At 72.3% G+C, this 19,348-nt stretch carries 23 protein-coding genes; 16 read left to right on the forward strand and 7 right to left on the reverse strand.

Annotated elements, in window-relative coordinates; translation table 11 throughout:
* Nucleotides 1-62 precede the first annotated feature (62 nt).
* Both lgt and ACLBXO_RS13135 read left to right on the forward strand, forming a co-directional pair.
* Entirely contained in the window at nucleotides 63-965 is a 903-nt protein-coding gene (gene lgt, locus ACLBXO_RS13130) for a prolipoprotein diacylglyceryl transferase (RefSeq protein ID WP_331312843.1), read from the forward strand.
* Nucleotides 962-2,032, forward strand: coding sequence for a class I SAM-dependent methyltransferase (locus ACLBXO_RS13135; RefSeq protein ID WP_447685635.1), 1,071 nt, complete (start codon nucleotides 962-964; stop codon nucleotides 2,030-2,032). The genes lgt and ACLBXO_RS13135 overlap by 4 nt, the downstream gene beginning before the upstream one ends.
* A 42-nt stretch (nucleotides 2,033-2,074) precedes the next feature.
* On the opposite strand, the gene ACLBXO_RS13140 is transcribed toward ACLBXO_RS13135, so the two are convergent.
* Entirely contained in the window at nucleotides 2,075-2,266 is a 192-nt protein-coding gene (locus tag ACLBXO_RS13140; protein WP_273561633.1) for a fibronectin-attachment protein (FAP), read from the reverse strand.
* A 144-nt stretch (nucleotides 2,267-2,410) separates the two neighbouring features.
* Here ACLBXO_RS13140 and pgeF point away from each other — a divergent pair, with 144 nt between their 5' ends.
* The 3 genes from pgeF (at nucleotide 2,411) to ACLBXO_RS13155 (ending at nucleotide 5,247) form a co-directional block, all read left to right on the forward strand.
* Nucleotides 2,411-3,178 (forward strand): peptidoglycan editing factor PgeF, encoded by a 768-nt coding sequence (pgeF, locus tag ACLBXO_RS13145; protein ID WP_331312987.1) that lies wholly within the window; start codon nucleotides 2,411-2,413, stop codon nucleotides 3,176-3,178.
* 266 nt (nucleotides 3,179-3,444) lie between these two features.
* Nucleotides 3,445-4,284, forward strand: a complete 840-nt coding sequence (locus tag ACLBXO_RS13150) for an outer membrane protein (RefSeq protein ID WP_447685636.1) — start codon at nucleotides 3,445-3,447, stop codon at nucleotides 4,282-4,284.
* Nucleotides 4,285-4,482: 198 nt separating this feature from the next.
* Complete coding sequence (locus ACLBXO_RS13155; RefSeq protein ID WP_331312847.1) at nucleotides 4,483-5,247, forward strand: DUF2076 domain-containing protein; 765 nt, start codon at nucleotides 4,483-4,485, stop codon at nucleotides 5,245-5,247.
* A gap of 79 nt (nucleotides 5,248-5,326) precedes the next feature.
* Here ACLBXO_RS13155 and ACLBXO_RS13160 read toward each other — a convergent pair whose 3' ends face one another.
* Entirely contained in the window at nucleotides 5,327-6,133 is an 807-nt protein-coding gene (locus ACLBXO_RS13160; RefSeq protein WP_331312848.1) for a L,D-transpeptidase, read from the reverse strand.
* A gap of 271 nt (nucleotides 6,134-6,404) precedes the next feature.
* Here ACLBXO_RS13160 and ACLBXO_RS13165 point away from each other — a divergent pair, with 271 nt between their 5' ends.
* From ACLBXO_RS13165 to ACLBXO_RS13185, 5 genes are all read left to right on the forward strand, one after another.
* Nucleotides 6,405-7,121 carry a protein phosphatase CheZ gene (locus ACLBXO_RS13165; protein WP_331312849.1) on the forward strand — a complete coding sequence of 239 codons (717 nt, stop codon included), beginning with the start codon at nucleotides 6,405-6,407 and terminating at the stop codon, nucleotides 7,119-7,121.
* A gap of 74 nt (nucleotides 7,122-7,195) precedes the next feature.
* Nucleotides 7,196-9,262 carry an excinuclease ABC subunit UvrC gene (gene uvrC, locus ACLBXO_RS13170; protein ID WP_447685637.1) on the forward strand — a complete coding sequence of 689 codons (2,067 nt, stop codon included), beginning with the start codon at nucleotides 7,196-7,198 and terminating at the stop codon, nucleotides 9,260-9,262.
* A gap of 73 nt (nucleotides 9,263-9,335) precedes the next feature.
* A complete protein-coding gene (gene pgsA, locus ACLBXO_RS13175; RefSeq protein ID WP_331294069.1) occupies nucleotides 9,336-9,935 on the forward strand; it encodes a CDP-diacylglycerol--glycerol-3-phosphate 3-phosphatidyltransferase in 600 nt (199 codons plus the stop codon).
* A gap of 70 nt (nucleotides 9,936-10,005) precedes the next feature.
* Complete coding sequence (gene moaD, locus ACLBXO_RS13180; protein WP_331312851.1) at nucleotides 10,006-10,257, forward strand: molybdopterin converting factor subunit 1; 252 nt, start codon at nucleotides 10,006-10,008, stop codon at nucleotides 10,255-10,257.
* A 210-nt stretch (nucleotides 10,258-10,467) separates the two neighbouring features.
* Nucleotides 10,468-10,698, forward strand: a complete 231-nt coding sequence (locus tag ACLBXO_RS13185; protein WP_331312852.1) for a hypothetical protein — start codon at nucleotides 10,468-10,470, stop codon at nucleotides 10,696-10,698.
* A gap of 72 nt (nucleotides 10,699-10,770) precedes the next feature.
* On the opposite strand, the gene ACLBXO_RS13190 is transcribed toward ACLBXO_RS13185, so the two are convergent.
* Nucleotides 10,771-11,547: an SDR family NAD(P)-dependent oxidoreductase gene (locus ACLBXO_RS13190; protein WP_331312853.1), complete on the reverse strand. Its 777-nt coding sequence runs from the start codon at nucleotides 11,545-11,547 to the stop codon at nucleotides 10,771-10,773.
* 149 nt (nucleotides 11,548-11,696) lie between these two features.
* Between ACLBXO_RS13190 and ACLBXO_RS13195 the strand changes: the two genes are divergently transcribed.
* Nucleotides 11,697-12,110, forward strand: coding sequence for a flagellar biosynthesis repressor FlbT (locus tag ACLBXO_RS13195; RefSeq protein ID WP_331312854.1), 414 nt, complete (start codon nucleotides 11,697-11,699; stop codon nucleotides 12,108-12,110).
* A gap of 15 nt (nucleotides 12,111-12,125) precedes the next feature.
* On the opposite strand, the gene flaF is transcribed toward ACLBXO_RS13195, so the two are convergent.
* Nucleotides 12,126-12,497 (reverse strand): flagellar biosynthesis regulator FlaF, encoded by a 372-nt coding sequence (gene flaF / locus ACLBXO_RS13200; RefSeq protein WP_020090652.1) that lies wholly within the window; start codon nucleotides 12,495-12,497, stop codon nucleotides 12,126-12,128.
* Nucleotides 12,498-12,665: 168 nt separating this feature from the next.
* Between flaF and ACLBXO_RS13205 the strand changes: the two genes are divergently transcribed.
* A complete protein-coding gene (locus ACLBXO_RS13205) occupies nucleotides 12,666-12,911 on the forward strand; it encodes a hypothetical protein (protein WP_331312855.1) in 246 nt (81 codons plus the stop codon).
* On the opposite strand, the gene ACLBXO_RS13210 is transcribed toward ACLBXO_RS13205, so the two are convergent.
* The 3 genes from ACLBXO_RS13210 to ACLBXO_RS13220 form a co-directional block, all read right to left on the reverse strand.
* Nucleotides 12,912-13,049: a hypothetical protein gene (locus ACLBXO_RS13210; RefSeq protein WP_273561625.1), complete on the reverse strand. Its 138-nt coding sequence runs from the start codon at nucleotides 13,047-13,049 to the stop codon at nucleotides 12,912-12,914.
* Between the two features lie 88 nt (nucleotides 13,050-13,137).
* Nucleotides 13,138-13,461, reverse strand: coding sequence for a hypothetical protein (locus ACLBXO_RS13215; protein ID WP_012322287.1), 324 nt, complete (start codon nucleotides 13,459-13,461; stop codon nucleotides 13,138-13,140).
* A gap of 127 nt (nucleotides 13,462-13,588) precedes the next feature.
* The gene (locus ACLBXO_RS13220; RefSeq protein WP_331312856.1) at nucleotides 13,589-14,098 is read right to left on the reverse strand and encodes a metallophosphoesterase; all 510 of its coding nucleotides are present in this window, start codon (nucleotides 14,096-14,098) and stop codon (nucleotides 13,589-13,591) included.
* A gap of 157 nt (nucleotides 14,099-14,255) precedes the next feature.
* Here ACLBXO_RS13220 and ACLBXO_RS13225 point away from each other — a divergent pair, with 157 nt between their 5' ends.
* The 4 genes from ACLBXO_RS13225 to ACLBXO_RS13240 all read left to right on the forward strand — a co-directional run bounded on the left by ACLBXO_RS13225 (nucleotide 14,256) and on the right by ACLBXO_RS13240 (nucleotide 19,324).
* Complete coding sequence (locus ACLBXO_RS13225; protein WP_447685638.1) at nucleotides 14,256-14,975, forward strand: cytochrome c biogenesis CcdA family protein; 720 nt, start codon at nucleotides 14,256-14,258, stop codon at nucleotides 14,973-14,975.
* 73 nt (nucleotides 14,976-15,048) lie between these two features.
* Nucleotides 15,049-16,107 (forward strand): selenide, water dikinase SelD, encoded by a 1,059-nt coding sequence (gene selD, locus ACLBXO_RS13230; RefSeq protein ID WP_447685639.1) that lies wholly within the window; start codon nucleotides 15,049-15,051, stop codon nucleotides 16,105-16,107.
* A gap of 86 nt (nucleotides 16,108-16,193) precedes the next feature.
* On the forward strand, nucleotides 16,194-18,200 hold the full coding sequence (locus ACLBXO_RS13235) for a glycosyltransferase (RefSeq protein ID WP_447685640.1): 2,007 nt from the start codon (nucleotides 16,194-16,196) through the stop codon (nucleotides 18,198-18,200).
* Nucleotides 18,197-19,324, forward strand: a complete 1,128-nt coding sequence (locus ACLBXO_RS13240; RefSeq protein WP_447685641.1) for a glycosyltransferase — start codon at nucleotides 18,197-18,199, stop codon at nucleotides 19,322-19,324. The genes ACLBXO_RS13235 and ACLBXO_RS13240 overlap by 4 nt, the downstream gene beginning before the upstream one ends.
* Nucleotides 19,325-19,348 lie beyond the last annotated feature (24 nt).

Below are 19,348 nucleotides of genomic sequence, written 5' to 3' on the forward strand. Positions count from 1 at the left end.
GACCCCGGGCTTGACGCGTCGCCCCTCCGGCGTCCAATCCGGCCGCCCCGGAGGTGAGAAAGATGCCGCTCCTCGCCCTGCCCTTCCCGGCCATCGATCCGGTGGCGATCGCGATCGGGCCGATCACGATCAAATGGTACGCGCTCGCCTACATCGCCGGCCTGATCGGCGGCTGGTACTACGCGCGCCGCCTCGTCATGGCCGACAGCCTCTGGGGCGTCGTGAAGCGTCCGCAGGTGGTCGACATCGACGACCTCGTCGTCTGGGTCGCGCTCGGCGTCGTGCTGGGCGGCCGGATCGGCTACGTGCTGTTCTACAATCTCCCGATGTACATCGCCGATCCGTGGGAGATCCTGGCGATCCGCAACGGCGGCATGTCGTTCCACGGCGGCTTCATCGGGGCGATCCTGGCCTTCGTGCTGTTCGCCCGCGGCAAGGGGCTCAACGCCTACACGCTCCTCGATATCGGTGCCGTGGTGGTGCCGATCGGCCTGTTCTTCGGCCGGATCGCCAATTTCGTGAACGGCGAGCTCTGGGGCCGTGTCGCGCCCGACTTCCCCTACGCGATCGTGTTCCCGAGCGGCGGGCCGCTGCCGCGCCACCCGAGCCAGCTCTACGAGGCCGCCACCGAGGGCCTGCTGCTGTTCATCGTCATGGCGCTCAGCGTCCGCCGGTTCGGGTTCCGCAAGCCCGGGCTCCTCGGCGGCATCTTCGTCCTCGGCTACGCGCTGGCCCGGACATTCTGCGAGTTCTTCCGCGAGCCGGATCGCCAGCTCGGCTTCCTGTTCGGCGACCATCTCGGTCCGATGGGCGGCGGCGTCACCATGGGCATGCTGCTGTGCGTGCCGATGATGGTCGTCGGCCTGACCTACATCGTGCTGGCCGCGACCGGCCGGACGCGGCCCCGCCATCCGGTGGAGGCCTCGGCCGCCGAGGCGGCCCGCAAGGCGGCCGTCGAGGCGTGACCCCCCTCGGAACCGAGATCGCGGCGCTGATCCGCCAGAACGGGCCGATCGGCGTCGACCGCTACATGGCCCTCTGCCTCGGCCACCCGGTCCACGGCTACTACCGCACCCGCGATCCCCTCGGCGCCCAGGGCGACTTCACCACCGCGCCCGAGATCAGCCAGATGTTCGGCGAGCTGCTCGGCGCCTGGACAGCCTACGTCCGCGGCCTGATGGGTGGGCCGGATCCCCTCCTCCTGGTGGAGCTGGGGCCCGGCCGCGGCACGCTGATGGCGGACGCGCTGCGGGCTCTGCGGGCGGCGCTCCCCGGGGTGCGCGTGGCACCGCACCTCGTCGAGACGAGCCCGGTGCTGCGGGCCGCGCAGGCGCGCGCCCTCTCCGGGACGGGCGCCGCGTGGCACGACAGCGTCGAGACACTGCCCGAGGGACCGGCAATCATCCTGGCCAACGAGTTCTTCGACTGCCTGCCGGTGCGCCAGTTCGAGCGCCGGCCGTCGGGGTGGCACGAGCGGCAGATCGGCCTCGCTCCGGCGGGCGGCCTCGCCTTCGGCCTGTCGCCGGAGCCGGTCCCGGGCCTCGCGGCGGACGGCCCGGACGGCGCGCTGATGAGTGTGCCGGCGGCCGGCCTCGCGCTGATCCGCGCGCTGTCCCGGCGCCTCGTTTCCGGGGGCGGCGCCCTGCTGGCCATCGATTACGGTCATGTCCGCCCGGGCTTCGGCGACACGCTCCAGGCGCTGGCGGGGCATCGCTTCGCCGATCCGCTGGCGGAGCCCGGCGCGGCGGACCTGACGCATCACGTCGATTTCGCCGCCCTCGCCCAGGCCGCGCGGGCCGACGGCGCCGCGATCCACGGACCGGTCGATCAGAGCGACTTCCTGACCGCCCTCGGTCTCGGCGCACGCGCCGACCGACTTCGGGCCCGGGCCAGTCCGGCGCAGGCCGCCGCGATCGACGCGGCCGTCACCCGCCTGACCGATCCGGGCCGGGGCGGGATGGGCCGCCTGTTCAAGGTGCTGGCGGTGAGCGGCCCGTCCCTCGGGCCGCTCCCGGGATTTCCGGCGCCCTGAGCCGCCGGGACGATCCTCGACCCCGGGCGGGGCCGGGATCGCTCAGCCGAAGGAGCCGAAGCCGGAATCGGTCTGGCTGGCGGGCCGCGGGGTCGGTGGCGCGGGCGGGTTGGGGTCGGTCGGGTCGAAGGCGGCGGGCTCTCCCGTTACCGGGTGGGCAGGCGCGCTCGGGATCCGCGGCTCTTCGGCCTCGGGCGTCTCGGGCAGGGCGTCGGTCTCGATCCCTCGTGACATTGCGATCCTTCTCAAGGCGGAGCCGGATCGGCTCCATACTGCAATGCAGCAAGAATCTGACGCTTGAACGACATCGTCAAGGGTCCGCCCATGCGCTATCGGGGCGCGACAGGGGCAAGCGCGAGGCCGACCGTGACCGCAGGGATGTTCATCGAGGCGCCGGAACTCTCCGCCCATGCGGGCGTGCGCCACGCCTTCTTCACGCGCGTCGGCGGGGTCTCGGAGGGCCTCTACGCGTCGCTCAACGGCGGTCTCGGCTCCCAGGACGCGCCGGAGCGCGTCGCCGAGAACCGCGCGCGGATGTGCGCGCAGCTCGGCCTGCCGCCCGACCGGCTCGTGAGCCTGTATCAGGTCCATTCGGCCGAGGTGATCGCCGTCGAGGCGCCTTACGCGGCGGAGCGGCCGAGAGCCGACGCCATGGTGACGCGGGTGCCGGGCCTGGCGCTCGGCATCGCCACCGCGGATTGCGGGCCGATCCTGTTCGCGGATCCCGAGAACGGCGTCGTCGGTGCCGCCCACGCGGGCTGGAAGGGCGCGCTCACCGGCGTGATCGGCGCGACCGTGGCGGCGATGGAGGGGCTCGGCGCGCGGCGGAGCCGGATCGTCGCCGTCCTGGGGCCGACGATCGGGCAGGCCTCCTACGAGGTCGGTCCGGACTTCGTCGCGCGGTTCCGGAGCGAGGCCCCCGGCATGGAGCGCTTCCTCGGCCCCGGCACGCGGCCCGACCACGCGCAGTTCGACCTACCGGGCTTCATCCTGGCCCGACTGGGCGAGGCCGAGATCGGCGAGGCCGCCGCGCTCCATCTCTGCACCTACGCCGATCCGGAGCGGTTCTACAGCTACCGGCGTACCACCCATCGCGGCGAGGCGGATTACGGCCGCCTGATCTCGGCGATCGCGCTCGTTCCGTGACGGCACGGTTCCCCGCGGACAGGGGATGCGACACTCTGTCAGTCGGAGGCCTGGAAAAAAGCGTAGCCGTAAATGAACCTTGGCCATTCGCCCGCGTTTAGGGGTCAAGGTGCCGGGGAAAACGGCGGGTCGTCACAAGGGGCCGCGAGAGCGGTCGGCGACACCGCGGAGCGCAAAGCAACCCTGGAACCGCTGGAACGCAGCCAGATCCGGCTCCGCAACCGTCCCCGCGTGGGGCGGCGCGGACCACCAGTGAGGACCAGATCATGAACTCCATGCTCCGTGTGACCACGGCCCTCGCGGGCGTTGCCTTCGCGGGATCGGCCTTCGCCGCCGACCTGCCGCGCCGCGCCGCCCCGCCGCCGGTGTTCACCCCCGTTCCGGTCTTCACCTGGACCGGCGCCTACTTCGGTATCAACGCCGGCTACGCCTTCGACGCCAGCGACCGCAACACCGGCAACACCTTCGCCGTCCCCTTCCCGTACGCCGCCCCCGGCACCGTCGCCTCCTTCCGCAACCGCAGCCAGGACGGCTTCTCCGGCGGTGGACAGATCGGCTACAACTACCAGTTCACCCCGGGCTCCGGCGTCGTGATCGGCTTCGAGGCCGACGCCCAGTACCTCGACTTCGGCCGTAACCGGAACAACGCCTTCGTCTCCGGCGCCGTCGCCCCCGGCTACTACCTCACCGACCCGCGCGGCCTCTCCAGCCTCGACTTCTTCGGCACCGTCCGCGGCCGCCTCGGCTACGCCTTCGACCGCACCCTCGTGTACGGCACCGGCGGCTTCGCCTACGGCTCGGGCAGCGCCGACCGCTCCTTCGGCGGCTTCGCCGGCAACGACAGCTTCCGCACCGGCTGGGCAGCCGGCGGCGGCATCGAGTACGCCCTGCCCACCGACTCGTTCCTGAACTTCTTCCGCTCCTCGGCCGTGACGCTCAAGGTCGAAGGCCTGTACGTCAACCTCGACCGCGGCACCCGCAACCAGGGCGCGTTCGTCATCAACGCCGCCAACAACTTCCCGGTCGTCTACAGCGGCGTCGGACGCCGCTCCGACGAGTTCGCCGTCGTCCGCGCCGGCCTGAACTACAAGTTCGGCACTTTCTAGGATCGGGCCGGCGCGGCCGCGGCCGCGCTGCCTCCGTCCGCGTGCAGGAAGCCCGGCCCGCAGGCTGGGCTTCTCGCGTTTCGGGACGTGCGGATGAAGTTTTCGCAATCCCCCTGACAAAGCGTCGCCGCGCACCCATGTCCTAGCTGCCATGCGGCGCGTTCGGGCCCGCGGGTGAGATTCGAGGAGGACGACTCCATGAACAGCGAAGAACGCGACGTCATTTCGGGAATCTTCCAGCGGCTGGAGCAGGCGCAGACCCAGCCCCGCGATGCGGAGGCGGAGCGCTTCATCGCCGACAAGCTCCGCGCGCAGCCCTACGCGCCCTACGCGATGGCGCAGCTGATCTACGTCCAGGAAGAAGCGATCAAGAGCCTGAACCAGCAGCTGGAGCAGGCCCGCAGCCAGGCGGCCCCGGCGCAGTCCTCCGGGGGCGGCGGCTTCCTGTCGAGCATCTTCGGCGGCGGCAGCCAGCAGCGGCAGGAGCCCCAGCCCGGCTACGGGCAGCCGCGTCCGGGCGGCCAGCCCTGGGGCAATCAGGGCGGCCCGCCGCAGGGCTACCCGCAGCAGGGTTACCCGCAGCAGGGCGGCTACCCGCAGCAGCAGGGCGGGCCGTGGGGCGGCCAGCCCCAGGCTCCGGCGCGCGGCGGCGGCTTCATGGCGACGGCGCTCCCCATGGCGGCCGGCGCGGCGGGCGGCATGCTCCTCGGAAGCGCCCTCTCGAACGCCTTCGCGGGCGGCCATTCCAGCCTCGGCAGCGCCGCGGCGGCGGGCCTCGGCGGCGGTGGCGGCGAGACCATCGTCAACAACTACTACGGCGACGGCGGCGGCAACCAGGATCTCGGCTCGGCCCTCGACAACAGCGGCGGCGACATGGGCGGCTTCCAGGACGCCGGCTACAGCGATCCGGGCGGTGATTTCGGCGGCGACCTCGGCGGCGGCGACGACAGCGACTGGACCTGATCGTCCGTCACGCCGAAGGGAGGCCCGGTCGCGTCAGGCGCGGCCGGGCCTTCCTCGTGTCCGGGGCGGCGTCAGGCGCTCAGAGAACCTCGACCCGCGTTCCCACGGGCACGCGCTCGTAGAGATCGATGACGTCGTCGTTCATCATCCGGATGCACCCCGACGAGACCGACTGCCCGATCGTGTTGGGCTCGTTGGTCCCGTGGATCCGGTAGAGCGACGAGCCGAGATAGAGGGCGCGGGCACCCAGCGGATTCTCCGGGCCCCCGGCCATGTGGCGCGGCAGGTCGGGACGGCGGGCGAGCATCTCGGCCGGCGGCGTCCAGTCCGGCCACTCCGCCTTGCGGCTGACCGTCTTGAGGCCGCTCCAGGCGAAGCCGGGGCGGCCGACGCCGATCCCGTAGCGCAGGGCGCGCTGCCCGGCCTGCACGAGGTAGAGGTGCTTGCCGGCGGTGTCGATCACGATCGTGCCGGGCTTCTGCCGCCCCGGGAAGGCCACCTCCTGGCGCTGGTACTCGGGCGAGACCGCGCGGCCGATCCGGGCCGGATCGGCCTGGGGCGCACCGTAGGCGGCCGCGGGCGGCGCGCCGTAGGGCTGCTGGGGTGCCGCGTAGGACTGGCCGTACGCCTGCCCATACCCCTGGGTGGGCTCGGTCTCGACCGGCACCAGCTCGCCGGAATAGGCCGCGACCCGCTGCTGCGGCGCGGCGCGCTGCGGCCACCCGCGCCCGGCGTTCCCGGTGCCGGCGCTGCCGGTGACGAGGTACTCGATCAGCCCGCCGCCGTAGCCGCCCTCGGAGTAGCGCGCCTGCTGCGCCCGGGCAGGGCCGCACAGCACGAACGCGGCCGCGGCCGCCCCCATTCCCAAACGGACTGAACGCCGCATCGTCGCCTGCTCCCGAGCCCGGAGCCCGCGCTCCCGTCGCGCGAACGATCCCGTCGAATTTGACCGAATCAGGTGAACGAACGTGGTGAATCGCCGGTTCGGACCGGCCACTCCCCGGCCGGTCGCGGCCAGCGTGAATCGGCGGTTAACCCCTCCCGGCCCGCCCCGCCCCGGCGGACGGAGTCCCGTGGAAGAAGCGCGGCAGTCACAGTCCGCTAACCGTTATGGTAGACAGTCGCGGCGACGGAACCCGAACGCTCACGCCCGGACGATGACCCAGAAGCGCTATCGCATCGAAGACAGTCTCGGGCTTCCCGCGGCTCCCCCTCCCGGGCCCGGGGCAACCGCCTCGAGCGAGCGCCTGGAGGATATCTTCAACGCCATCCAGGACTTGCGCCGCGTCACGCAGATGAGCGCGAGCGAGACCATCGAGTCGTGCCGCCGCGAGCTGCACGAGGCGCTGGCGATGCGCACCGAGCTCGACGTGATGAAGGAGGCGATCACCCGCACCAAGTCGGAGCTGGCAACGCTGCACCGGACCGAGAACACCGGCAAGGGCATGCGCCGGGCGGCCGACGAACTCGACGCGGTGGTCGACTCGACGGAGCGCGCCACCACGCAGCTCCTCGGCGCGATCGAGGAGATCGAGAGCCATGCCGGCATGCTCAACGCCTCGACGCTGCCGCCGGGCACGAAGCCGCACGTCGACGTGATCCTCGAGCGCGTGATCACCGCCTACGAGGCCTGCAACTTCCAGGATCTGACCGGCCAGCGCATCACCAAGATCGTCAGCGTGATGAAGTTCATCGAGGAGCACCTCGACCGGCTCATCGCCACGTGGTCGGAGCTCGACAGCTTCAAGGAACTCATCACCGTGATGCCGGTGCCGACCTCCCTGGACGACGAGAGCTCGCTCCTCAACGGTCCCAAGCTCGATCACGACATCGGCCACGTCGACCAGAGCGACATCGACTCGCTGTTCGACTGATCGATCGGACCGGGCGCGCGATTTTTGTCGCCGCCCCGGTCCCCCTCGCGGTCCGGAACGCCTAAATCTGCGGTATGAGCCGCAGAGCCCTCTCAGACCTGCCCCCCGACACCTTCGACGACGGCCGCGACGCCGAGCGGGACGAGACCGCCGACGAGGCTGAGGCCGGCCTCCCCGACACGGAGGCCCCGGAGATCGATTTCGACTTCGAGCCGGGCGCCGTCCAGGCCGGCACCGAGGTGATCCGCCGGTTCTGGTCGACCCTGCCGTCCTCGCCCGGCGTCTACCGGATGTTCGACCATCGCGGCGACGTCCTCTACGTCGGCAAGGCCAAGAACCTGAAGGCGCGGGTCGGCTCCTACGCGCGGGGCCAGGCGCACTCGAACCGCATCGCCCGGATGATCTCGCAGACGGCGGCGATGGAGTTCGTCACCACGGCGACCGAGACCGAGGCGCTCCTCCTCGAGGCCAACCTGATCAAGCAGCTGAAGCCCCGCTTCAACGTGCTGATGCGGGACGACAAGTCGTTCCCCTACATCCTGGTCACCGACGACGGCCCCGCTCCGCAGATCGTCAAGCACCGGGGCGCCCGGCGCCGGAAAGGCAACTATTACGGCCCCTTCGCCAGCGTCTGGGCGGTGAACCGGACGGTGAACGCCCTGCAGCGCGCCTTCCTGCTGCGCACCTGCACCGACAGCTACTACGAGAACCGCACCCGGCCCTGCCTGCTCTACCAGATCAAGCGCTGCTCCGGCCCCTGCACGGGTGAGATCGCCGCGGACGACTACGCCGCCATGGCGGATTCCGCCCGTGCGTTCCTCGCCGGCAAGTCGAACGCCGTGAAGGACCGGATGCGCGCCGAGATGCAGGACGCGTCCGAGGCGATGGAGTTCGAGCGGGCCGCCCGGTTCCGCGACCGCATCGCCGCCCTGTCGGCGATCCAGGGCGTGCAGGGGGTCAACACCCAGGGCGTCGAGGAGGCGGACGTGTTCGCCCTCGACGAGCAGGCCGGCCAGTTCTGCATCGAGGTGTTCTTCTTCCGGAACTTCCAGAACTGGGGCAACCGCGCCTATTTCCCGAAGGCCGACCGGACGATGACGCCCGACGAGGTGCTGGGCTCGTTCATCGGCCAGTTCTACGACGACAAGCCCGCGCCCCGCACGGTGCTGACGAGCCACGCGATCGAGGATGCGGAGCTGGTGGCGGCGGCCCTGTCGAGCCGGGTCGAGTACCGCGTCGAGATCCACCGGCCGAGCCGGGGCGAGCGGAAGAACCTCGTCGACTACGCCCAGCGCAACGCCAAGGAGGCGCTGGCGCGGCGCCTCGCCGACACGGCCTCCCAGGGCAAGCTCCTCGCCGCGCTCGGCCAGGCCTTCGGGCTCGACGGCGCGCCCCGCCGGATCGAGGTCTACGACAACTCCCACATCATGGGCACGAACGCGGTCGGCGGCATGATCGTCGCCGGTCCCACCGGCTTCATGAAGGCGCATTACCGCACGTTCAACATCAAGTCCGAGGACCTCACCCCGGGCGACGATTACGGCATGATGCGCGAGGTGCTGCAGCGGCGCTTCAAGCGGCTCGTGAAGGAGGCGCCGCGCACAGAGCGCGAGGCGGCCGTGGCCGCCGCCGAGGGCGGCGCGTCGGAGCCTGTGCCCGCCCCGGCGGAGGAGAGCGAGGCATTCCCGGCCTGGCCGGACCTCGTGCTGATCGACGGCGGCAAGGGTCAGCTCGACGCCGCGCGGGCCGCGCTGGAGGAGGTCGGCGTCGCGGGCGTGCCGCTCGTCGGCGTCGCCAAGGGCCGCGACCGGGATGCCGGCCGCGAGACGTTTTTCGTGCCCGGGCGGCCGCCCTTCAAGCTTCCGCCGCGCGACCCGACGCTCTACTTCGTGCAGCGGCTCCGCGACGAGGCGCACCGCTTCGCCATCGGCAGCCATCGGGCCAAGCGGAAGCGTGAGATGGTGAAGAATCCGTTGGACGAGATCGCCGGCATCGGGCCCAGCCGCAAGCGCGCGCTGCTGCACCACTTCGGGACCGTCAAGGCGATCGAGCGCGCCGCCTTCGAGGATCTGGCCAAGACCCCGGGCGTGAACGCCGCCACCGCGCGGGCGGTCTATGACTTCTTCCATGCCGGCGCCTGAGAACCCGGCCGCGATGGCCGAGGCGGAAACTGGGGCGTTGACGCCCGGGGCCCACTCTGATTTCACCCCTGCGATGAACGCCGTCCTTCCCCGACGACGGTCGCCGGCCTGGACGCTCGCGAATTGCCTGACCTACGGGCGCCTCGTTGCCGTGCCGGTGATGGTCGCGCTGCTGTTCTGGCCCGAATCCCACACGGCGCGGTGGACGGCGCTGGGGGTGTTCGTCGCGGCCGCGATCACCGACTACCTCGACGGCTACGTCGCCCGGACCTACCACCAGAGTTCCGCGCTCGGCCGGATGCTCGATCCGATCGCCGACAAGCTCCTGGTCTCGGCCTGCCTGCTGATGCTGACGGCGGACCACACCATCGTCGGCTCGAACATCTGGGCGGCCATCGTGATCCTGTGCCGCGAGGTGCTGGTCTCCGGGCTGCGCGAGTACCTCGCGGAGCTCAAGGTCGGCGTGCCGGTCAGCCGCATCGCGAAGTGGAAGACCACCGTGCAACTCGTGGCGCTCGGCTTCCTGGTCGCCGGCCCGGCGGGCGAGACGGTGCTGCCGGGAACCGAGCCGATCGGCCTGACGCTCCTGTGGCTCGCCGCCGCGCTCACGCTCTGGACCGGCTGGGACTACATGCGGGCCGGGATCAAGCACGTCATCGACGATCCGCGCTGACGGATCCGCCCGCGTGGCGCGCGGTCTGCGGCGCGCGCCGCCCCTGCCCTGTCTCCGGTACGGTGATGCGATGAAACTCGTCTATTTCGCCTGGGTCCGCGAGCGGATCGGCCGCTCCGAGGAGGAGCTGGCGCCGCCGCCCGAGGTCGCCACCGTCGCGGATCTCGTCGGCTGGCTCCGGGGCCGGGGCGAGGAATACGCCCACGCCTTCGAGGATCCCGGCGTCGTCCGCGCCGCGATCGACCGGGCTCACGCCAAGCCGGACGCGCCGATCGCCGGGGCCCGCGAGATCGCCTTCTTCCCGCCGATGACCGGCGGCTGAGACCCGGCCGTGCCGCGCACGTAGTCCGCCGGGGTTGCCACGGGCCGGCTTCCGCGGTCATTGGCGCCGTCGCTCCGGTTGCCCGTCAGCCGAACGGCGCGCGGGCCGAGCCAAGTTCGTTACGGGTTCGGCCCGCCTCACGACACTTCGCGGAACGCCCAAGCTGGCATCGCCGTTACTCGCTACCGAAATCGGTATGGGAGTTTCCGCATGCGCACGATCTTGCTCGCGACCGCCGCCCTGTTGAGCCTCGGCGCCGCCGCGCAGGCCCAGACCACCGTCATCGAGCGTGACCGCCCGGCCGTCGTCGTCGACCGCCCGGCCACCGAATCGAAGTCCGTGACCGTCCACGACCACGGCGACGGCTGCGTCACCAAGACGGTGCGCAAGGAGAACGACATGGGCGACACGAAGACCGTGAAGAAGGAGACCTGCGACTGAGGCGCGGGAGCGGGCCGGCCCGGAGCGCCTCGTGGCGCCGCCGGTCCGGCCGGTCTCCGGCCTGGCGCGCGTTCACCGCCAGCCCGCGTCGATGACGTAAGGGTGGCCTGTGCACATGCGCGCGTCGTCCGAGGCCAGGAACAGGACCAGCGCGGCGACGTCGGCCGGCTGGATCCGTCCGTCGAGGCACTGCGCGGCGATGATCTCGGCCTCCCCCTCCTGCGAGTACCATCTCTCCTGGCGGGGCGTCTGAACGTTGCCCGGTACGATCGACACCACCCGAATGTTGTCGCGGCCGAGGTCGCGGGCGAGGGCTCGGGTCATCCCCTCGATCGCCGCCTTAGCGGTCTGGTAGAGCGGCATCGCCTTCAGGCCGAGATGCCAGCTGATCGATCCGAAATTGAGGATGACGCCGCCGCCGGCGCGGCGCATGGGCGGGACTGCCGCCTGCGCCGCGAAGAACAGGTGGCGCAGGTTCACAGCCATCCGATCGTCCCAGTAGGCGGGCGTCACCTCCGCGAGAGCGTGGCGGTCGTCGTTGCCGGCATTGTTGATCAGGACGTCGAGCCCGCCCAGGACCGTGTCGGCCTCGGCGACCAGCGCGCCGACCGCCTCGACATCGGTCAGGTCGCAGCGCCGGTAGAGCGGCGTGTGCGCGGCGGCGGGCGCGAGACGCGCGACCACGGCTCGGGCCGCGTCGTCCGCGATATCGCAGAACAGCACCCGGGCGCCCTGCCCGACGAAGGCCTCGACCAACCCCTGGCCGATGCCCGAGGCGCCGCCGGTCACGAGGACGCGCTTGCCGGCGAGGCTCGGATACCGCGCGCGCTGGTCGGGCTGAACCGTCATCGGACTTCCTCGGCAGCGTCCCGTCGACCTGATTTGTCTGAGTTTACCAGGGCGGCCGCCTGTCGCAACGGCGACGCGGCGGCGCGAAATTCGCGGAACGTTAACGGTTCGCGAATGAGATCGGCGGGTCTTCTAGAAAGGAACGCCCGATGCCCCTGCGCCTGGAACTCAAGCCGTTCGAGCGGCTGATCATCAACGGCGCGCTGCTGCGCAACGGCGATCGTCGCTCGACCTTCCTGATCGAGACGCAGTGCAAATTTTTGCGCGAGAGCGAGATCATCACGGAGAGCGAGGCCGACACGGCCTGCAAGCGTCTCCACCTGACGCTGACGGTCATCTACCTCGCCGACGACCCGACGCAGAGCATCGACCTGTTCTTCCGGCAGGCCACGGACCTGCTCGGCCTGGCGCCGGCCGCCGCCGGGCAGATCGCCGCGATCGCGCAGGCGGTCGAGGCCGGCGAGTATTACCGGTCACTCAAGCTGAGCCGCAAACTCGTCGAGTGGGAGGCCGCCGGCTCGGCATCGCTCGCCGAGGTGCCGGACCGGGCGGCAGCTCCCTAGTCGGGCCGCCCGGCCTCAGCCGGGATTGCCCTGGAGGCCGGCGGCGATGTGATTGTTGATCGACACCAGCGTGGCGATCTTCTCAGGCGTCGGTGCGATCATGGTGTCGATGCAGCTCTGGAGCACGAACACGCCCAGGCGACCGACGCCCTGCTTCACGTCGGCGGGGAGCGGGTTTTCCGCGGACGTCGCCTCGGAGGTCAGCAGCGTCCAGACCCGCTGATTGAACGACAGGGCCTCGTTGATGCGCCCGGCATCGCCGCTGGCGAGCCCCTGACTTGCGCCGATCAGCTTCTGTGCCGCCTTCAGCAGCACGGCGGATTCGGCTTCGCGGGGCGACAGCGCGCTGTGGGAAGTCTTGGCGTAGGCGTTGGCGGCGTAGTTCATCGGCGGTCCAGCCCCGTCGTCGGGCCTGCCACGGAGGCAAGCTAGCGCGTAGCTGTCGCAGATCAGGAGTTAAAAGCGCGTGAGCGCCGCATCCGCCATGATCCCGCCGGGTTGGTTATCAACGACGCTGTGCGGCCGAAAGGAACCGGCCCCCGGATCCCAACCCCGATGTTGAATTTCGTTCTCGGAACTGTTGCCGGCGGGCTGATCGCCTGCGTGCTGACCATCGCCGCGGCGCGGCAGCCCGAAGTGCAGTCCCGACTCGGGCTGATCCCGGCCACGGCACCGGCGACCCTGGCCGCTGTCACGAAGCCGCCCGAGCCCGATTGCGGCCGACGGACGGAGCCGGCTCCGAAGATCGGCTCCCAGGAAATGCTGTTCAACCGCCAGCGGTTCTGGTCGGTCGCACCATGATCAGAACGTGCCGATCAGCATGAGCAGCATCGTCGTGGCGACGGTGGTGCTGACGAAGCCGCACAGGGCAGCCGCGAAGGACGGGCCGGTGCGGGTGACGGCGGGCTCGATGTCGTTCGAGAGCGTGGCGGGGGTCATCGGCGCAGAACCTTCTCGGCGACAAGCGTCGCGCGTAACGGGGTGATGCTTCAGGAACGGGACGTCCGAGGTGCGGTCGCGCACCCGGTCAGTCGCAGCGGTTGATTTTCTTGGCGATCCGCAAACCCCGCAGCTCACTGCGGAGGTCGATCGCCACGACGCCCTCGCCGCATCGCTCGAACGCGTCGCGGGCATCGTCGTAGCGGTCGCCCACCTCGTCGAGCGTGTCGCAGACGCGGTCATGGTTACCCAGGCGGGCTTCCTGACGCGCCTGGAAGCGCAGGGCGTTCGCCTCGTCGACCTTGCGCTGGGCTTCGATGCAGGACGGCAGGGCCGACGCGGCGGAAGTCAGGGCGAGGCCTGCCAGGAGGCTGGCGAGGCAGCGGGTCAGAGTGACCGACTTGGCACTCACGGGAACACTCACACACGGTTCGTGATGGCAGGCCCGCGAGCGGCCCTGCCGGGTTTCTCGGAGCGGCTCAGGTCCACTCCCTCTCTGTCCGCTGAAACAGTGAAGCTGACGTGAAAGTTCCGGCGAATCACGGCTTCCGGCGCAGGCGCGAGGTCAGGATGGCGGAGAGTGGCACGGGGGCCGCACCCATCGGATCGACGCCGACATCGTACTGCTTCGGCATCGGCTTGAGCTTGCCGTGGCTGTGCCCGTGGAGGTTGAGCGCCCCCCGGCTCATGCCGTTCCAGGTGCGGAACGCGTAGTGGCAGAGCACCACCATCCGCCCCTCGACATCGAGTTCCGCGTAGTGCCGGACCGATGCCCAGCCGGGCGCCGTGAGCGTGTCCGGCCCGTCATTGTTGCCGGCGATCAGGTGCTTCTCGCCGTTCAGCCCGTCGAGGATCGCGCGGATCCGGTCGCCGCTCGGACCGAGGGCGAAGTCGCCGAGGTGCCAGACCGTGTCGCCCGGCGTCACCGTCGCGTTCCAGGCCGCGATCAGGCCGGCATCGTGGGCCTCGAGATCGGGATAGGGCCTGTGGTCGAAGCGCAGCGCCCGCGGGTCGCCGAAATGCGTGTCGCCCGTGAAGAAGGTGGTCACCGCTCTGCTCCGCCTCGCCCGGGAGGACCGGACCTGCCGCCGAATTCGGCGCGCGGCGGCCTTGTTCCCGCGGGCCCGCGTCCGCCTGGCGCGTTGACGGCCCGCGCGCCAGGGTCGAAGCCTCCTCCGGCAGAGCGCCAGCGGGAGGGCACGGGACATGCTGGGAACGGTGGGGTTCGCGTTCCTGGCCGGCCTGCTCTCGGTGCTCTCGCCCTGCGTGCTGCCGCTGATCCCCATCGTACTCGGCACGGCGGCGGCCGAGCACCGCCTCGGTCCGGCGGCGCTGGCCGCCGGCCTCGCGGTCGCCTTCACGGCCATCGGGCTGTTCGTCGCGACGATCGGCTTCACCGTCGGGCTCGACGGCGACGTGTTCCGGCGTGCCGGCGCGGTGCTGCTGGTGCTCCTGGGCACGGTGCTGATGCTGCCGCGGCTCCAGGCCCGGGTCGCGACGGCGGCCGGCCCGGTCGGCGCCTGGGCGGAGGACCGCTTCGGCGGCGTCGGCTCCGGGGGATTATCGGGCCAGTTCGCCGTGGGGCTGCTACTCGGCGCGGCCTGGAGTCCCTGCGTGGGACCGACCCTGGGCGCGGCCTCGCTGATGGCGGCGCGGGGCGAGCATCTCGGGGGCGTCGCCCTGACGATGCTGGCCTTCGGGATCGGCGCCGCGGCCCCGCTGATGCTCCTCGGCTTCGTCTCCCGCGAGGCGCTGCTGCGCTGGCGCGGCGGTCTCGCCGCGGCCGGCCGGGCCGCGAAGGCCGCGCTCGGCGCCGTGATGGTCGTGCTCGGGCTGCTGGTGCTGACGGGCCTCGACAAGCGGGTCGAGGCCGCGGCCGTCGCGGCCTCGCCGGACTGGCTCAACGCGGTGACGACGCGCTACTGACTCCGCGAAGACCCGGCGAAGACCCGGCGAAGACCCCGCGAAGCCCCCAAGTTAGCCGGAACGGAGTTCGGCCATGAGCGATGCCCCCCGCCTGACCAGTCTCGCCCACGGCGGCGGCTGCGGCTGCAAGCTCGACCCGGCCACCCTGCGCCAGCTCCTCGCCCAGCAGCCGGCAGCGGGCCCGTTCGAGCGGCTCCTTGTCGGCAACGAGACCGCGGACGACGCGGCGGTGTGGGAGCTGGAGGACGGAACCTGCCTCATCGCCACTACGGACTTCTTCACCCCGATGGTGGACGACCCGGTCGATTTCGGCCGGATCGCCGCGACGAACGCCATCTCGGACGTCTACGCCATGGGCGGCCGGCCGCTCTTCGCGCTGGCGATCCTCGGGATGCCGCTCGGCAAGATCGACCCCGAGGTGGTCGCGCGGATCCTGCGCGGCGGCGCGGAGCAATGCGCCGCGGCCGGCATCCCGGTGGCGGGCGGCCACTCGATCGACGCGCCCGAGCCGATCTACGGTCTCGCGGTGATCGGGACCTGCCGCCGCGAGGCGGTGCGGCGCAACGCCGACGCGGTGGCCGGCGACGCCGTCCTGCTCACCAAGGCCCTCGGGGTCGGGGTCTACTCGGCGGCGATCAAGCGGGCGATTCTCGACGAGGCCGGCTACCGCGACTTCATCGCGACCACGACGCTGCTCAACCGGATCGGGACCGACCTCGCCGCCGAGCCCGCCGTGCACGCCCTCACCGATGTGACCGGCTTCGGCATCCTGGGCCACGGCCTGGAGATCGCCCGCGGCGCCGGCCTCACCCTCGCCCTCAAGGCCGACGCCCTCCCCCTGCTGCCCAAGGCGGAGGCGCTGGCGCGCGCCGGCGCCGTCACCGGCGCCTCGCACCGCAACTGGGCGGCGTTCGGCGAGGCGGTGGACCTGCCGGCCGACTTCCCCGATTGGCGCCGCCACCTCCTGACCGATCCGCAGACCTCGGGCGGGCTGCTGGTGACCTGCTCGGCCGACCGGGCCGACGCGATCCTGGACCGCATCCGGGCGGCCGGCTACCCGGCGGCCGCCCGGATCGGCCGGATCGAGGCCGGCCCGGCGCGGATCCGGGTGGAGGCCGGAGCGGCGGCCTGAGGCGCCGCCCGCTCCGAGAGGCAATCTTCAACCTTCCCGTCCACTCTGCCGCCCCGCACGAGACCCGAGCCGCCGCCAGAGCCGCCGTGACCGACGCCGCAGACATGTCACCGCCCGCCCACGGCGTCGCCGACTGGCCGTTCGGGCGCGGAGCCCACGCGCCGGCCCGTCCCGCGTCGCTCCCCGACGGGCGCCCCTGGCCCCGGATCCGCGTCGTCACGGTGGCCGGCGCGGATGCGGCGCTCGCCGAGACCGTCGCGTCGGTCCTGCGCCAGGGCTACCCCGAGCTGCGGCACGACGTGCTCGACCCGACGGCCGGCCGCGCGTCCGCGGCGCGGATCCTGGCGGATCCCGGTCCGCATCACCTGCTCTGGCTCCGCGCCGGCGACCTGCTCGCGCCGGGCGCTCTGACTGCCCTGGCGCTGGAGGCCACCCTGACCGGCGCCGACGCGGTGGCGGGGCTCCGGGTCCTGTTCGACGTCGCCGTCCGCGGCCTCGACGGTCCCGGAACCGCCGGCGGCACGCCGGCGATCCCGCCCGCGGGAGGCGGGATCCTGTGGCGGCGGGACGTCCTCGCGACCCGCGCGCGCCTCGACGCGGACGGCGTGCTCGACGCCGCCACCGCCTGGTCGGCGATCCCCGCCAATCGGCGGAGCCTGATCGGCCGCCCGGTGCTGCTCCACAGGCTCTCCGCGCCGCTGCCCCCGCCCGGCGACGGCCTGTCGATCGTGTCGCTCACCGGAACCGGAACCCGCGGGGGTGCCGGCGTGGCCCAGCGCCGCCTCGCCGAGGCGCTGACGCTCGCGGGCCACCGGGTCACCGATGTGACGCTGAGCGGCCGGCCCGAGGCCGCCGAGTGGACCGACGACTTCCCGCGGGCGGAGGCCGCGATCGCGGCGGCCGCCCCCGATCTCGTCCTCGCCGGCAACCTGCACGGCGCCACCCGCAGCCTCGACGTCGTCGGCCGCTTGGCGCGGCGAGGTCCGGTCGGCCTCGTGCTGCACGACCTCTTCCCCCTGACCGGCCGATGCGCCCACCCGCGCGACTGCGGGCGCGCCGCGTCCGGCTGCGACGCCGCCTGCCCCGGCCCGGACGAGTACCCGGAGCTGGCGCCCGGCCGGATCGCCGGGATGCACGGCCGCAAGCGCGCGGTGCTCGCCGGCGCCGCACCCCGCTCCGCGACGCGGTTCTCCGCACCCTGGCTGCTGGCCAATTCCGACTGGACGCTGGCGCGGGCCCGCGAACTCGCCCCACCCGGCAGCGTGATCGAGCCCGTCCGGCTGGCCTTCCCGACCGCCGTGTTCCGGCCCGGCGATCGCGTGGCGCTGCGCGGCACGCTCGGCCTGCCGCCCGACGACGTCCTGATCCTCGTCTCCTCGGTCATCGTCGACGGGCCCGACAAGGGCTTCGCCGATCTCCGGGCCGCGCTCCAGGCCGTGGCGGGACCCGGCGTCGGCGTGGTGGCGATCGGCCGGCTCGACGACCCGGCCCGGCTCGGCGTCGCGAACCTGTTCGCGCCCGGCCTCATCGCCGACGAGGCGGTCCTGTCCGCGTGGTACGGGGCCTGCGACCTCCACGTCACCGCCAGCCGCCACGAGACTCTCGGGCAGACGCCCATCGAGGCCGGTCTGTGCGGGGTGCCGACGCTCGCCTACCGCACCTCCGGCCTGACTTCGGCGGTGATCGACGGCGTGTCGGGCCGCCTCGTGCCGGTACGGCCCGCCGCCCTCGCGGAGGCGCTGGCCGCGCTGGTCGGCGACCGCGAGGCCCGCACACGGCTCGGCGCCTTCGCGCGCATCGCGCTGGAGAGCCGCTACAGCCCGGCCGCCTCGGCGCTGTCGCTGGACGCGGTCTTCCGGCGCCGGGGGCTGCCGGGCGCCGCGACGGGCCCGCGCTACGCCCCCGAGATGCTCGGGCACTTCCCGTTCGCGGCGGTCCTGCGGGCGGGCGCCACCGGCACCGCCCCGGCGGTCTCGCGCCCGCTCGTACGCCGGCTGCGGCGGGCCAAGCAGATAGTCTTCGGGCGGCGAATGCCGCTCCTCGTGCGACGCTGTCTCTACCTCGCCGGCACCCTGCGCCGGAGCCAGCCGTGACGGCCCGCGGCGACAGGCCGGGCGGCGCGGGGTCGGTGCCGGCGCGGCGGCGGATCTACCTCGATCAGACCCATCTGCGCGCCCACGTCACGGGGATCGAGCGGGTCACCCTCGACCTATTCGCGCCGGACCGCCTCGCCCCGCACACGGTGCGGCCGGTGAGGGCGGGCTCCCTGCCCGGCATGGTCGCCGCGCAGCAGCTCGGCCTGCCGGTGCGGGCGCTGACCGATCGGGACGCCCTGTTCCTGTTCCCGGGCTTCCCGCCCGGGCCGCTCTGCGCCGTCGCGGCCTCGCGCTGCCTCCTCTACGTCCACGACACGTTCCTGCTCACCCGGACGGAAGATCTCAGCCTGCGCAGCCGGATCTACATGAGCCCGAGCTTCGCCCTGGCCCTGCGCTGGTGCCCGAACCTGTTCGTCAATAGCCGCACCACCGGGGCGGACGTGCGCGCGCTCTGCGCCAAGCGCGCCCGCGTCGCCCTGCTGCGCCCCCCCGTCCGCGACGCCTTCGGCCTGGACGACCTGCCGGGACCGGCGGCTTACGCGCCCGGCCGGCCGCTGCGGATCCTGGCCATCGGCACCATCGAGCCGCGCAAGAACTACCCGGCGACCCTCGCGCTGACGGCGGCGCTGATCCGCGCCGGCATCCCGGCGGAGCTCCACCTCGTCGGCCGGGTCGGCTGGGGGCAGCACGCCTTCCTGGAGATACCGCCACCGTTCCTGCACCGCTACGGCTACCTCGCCGACGCCGAACTGCGCGCCCTCGCCGGCTCTTGCCATCTGCTGGTCTCCACCTCCAAGGCCGAAGGACTCGGCCTGCCGCTGCTGGAGGTGCAGCACGGTGGCCTGCCGGTGGTGGCGCCCGACGATCCGGTGTTCCGCGAGGTGCTGGACGCGTCCGCCCTGCTGATCCGGCCGGAGCAGCCCGACGCGGCCGCGGGCGCGCTCGCCGGCTGGATCCGCGACGGGGCCCTGGCCCGCGCCGCCGGGATGAGCCGGGCCAACGTCGCGCGTTGGAACGCGGCCGCGGCCGAGGACGGCGCGCGCTTCCAGCGCTTCCTGGCCGGCGACCCCGCAGCCTACGAAGCGCTGGAGTCAATTGTCGCACACGAGGGCGATCGCTGACACGGCCTGCGTAGTCCCCAACAA

The organism is Methylobacterium sp. C33D (assembly GCF_053345825.1).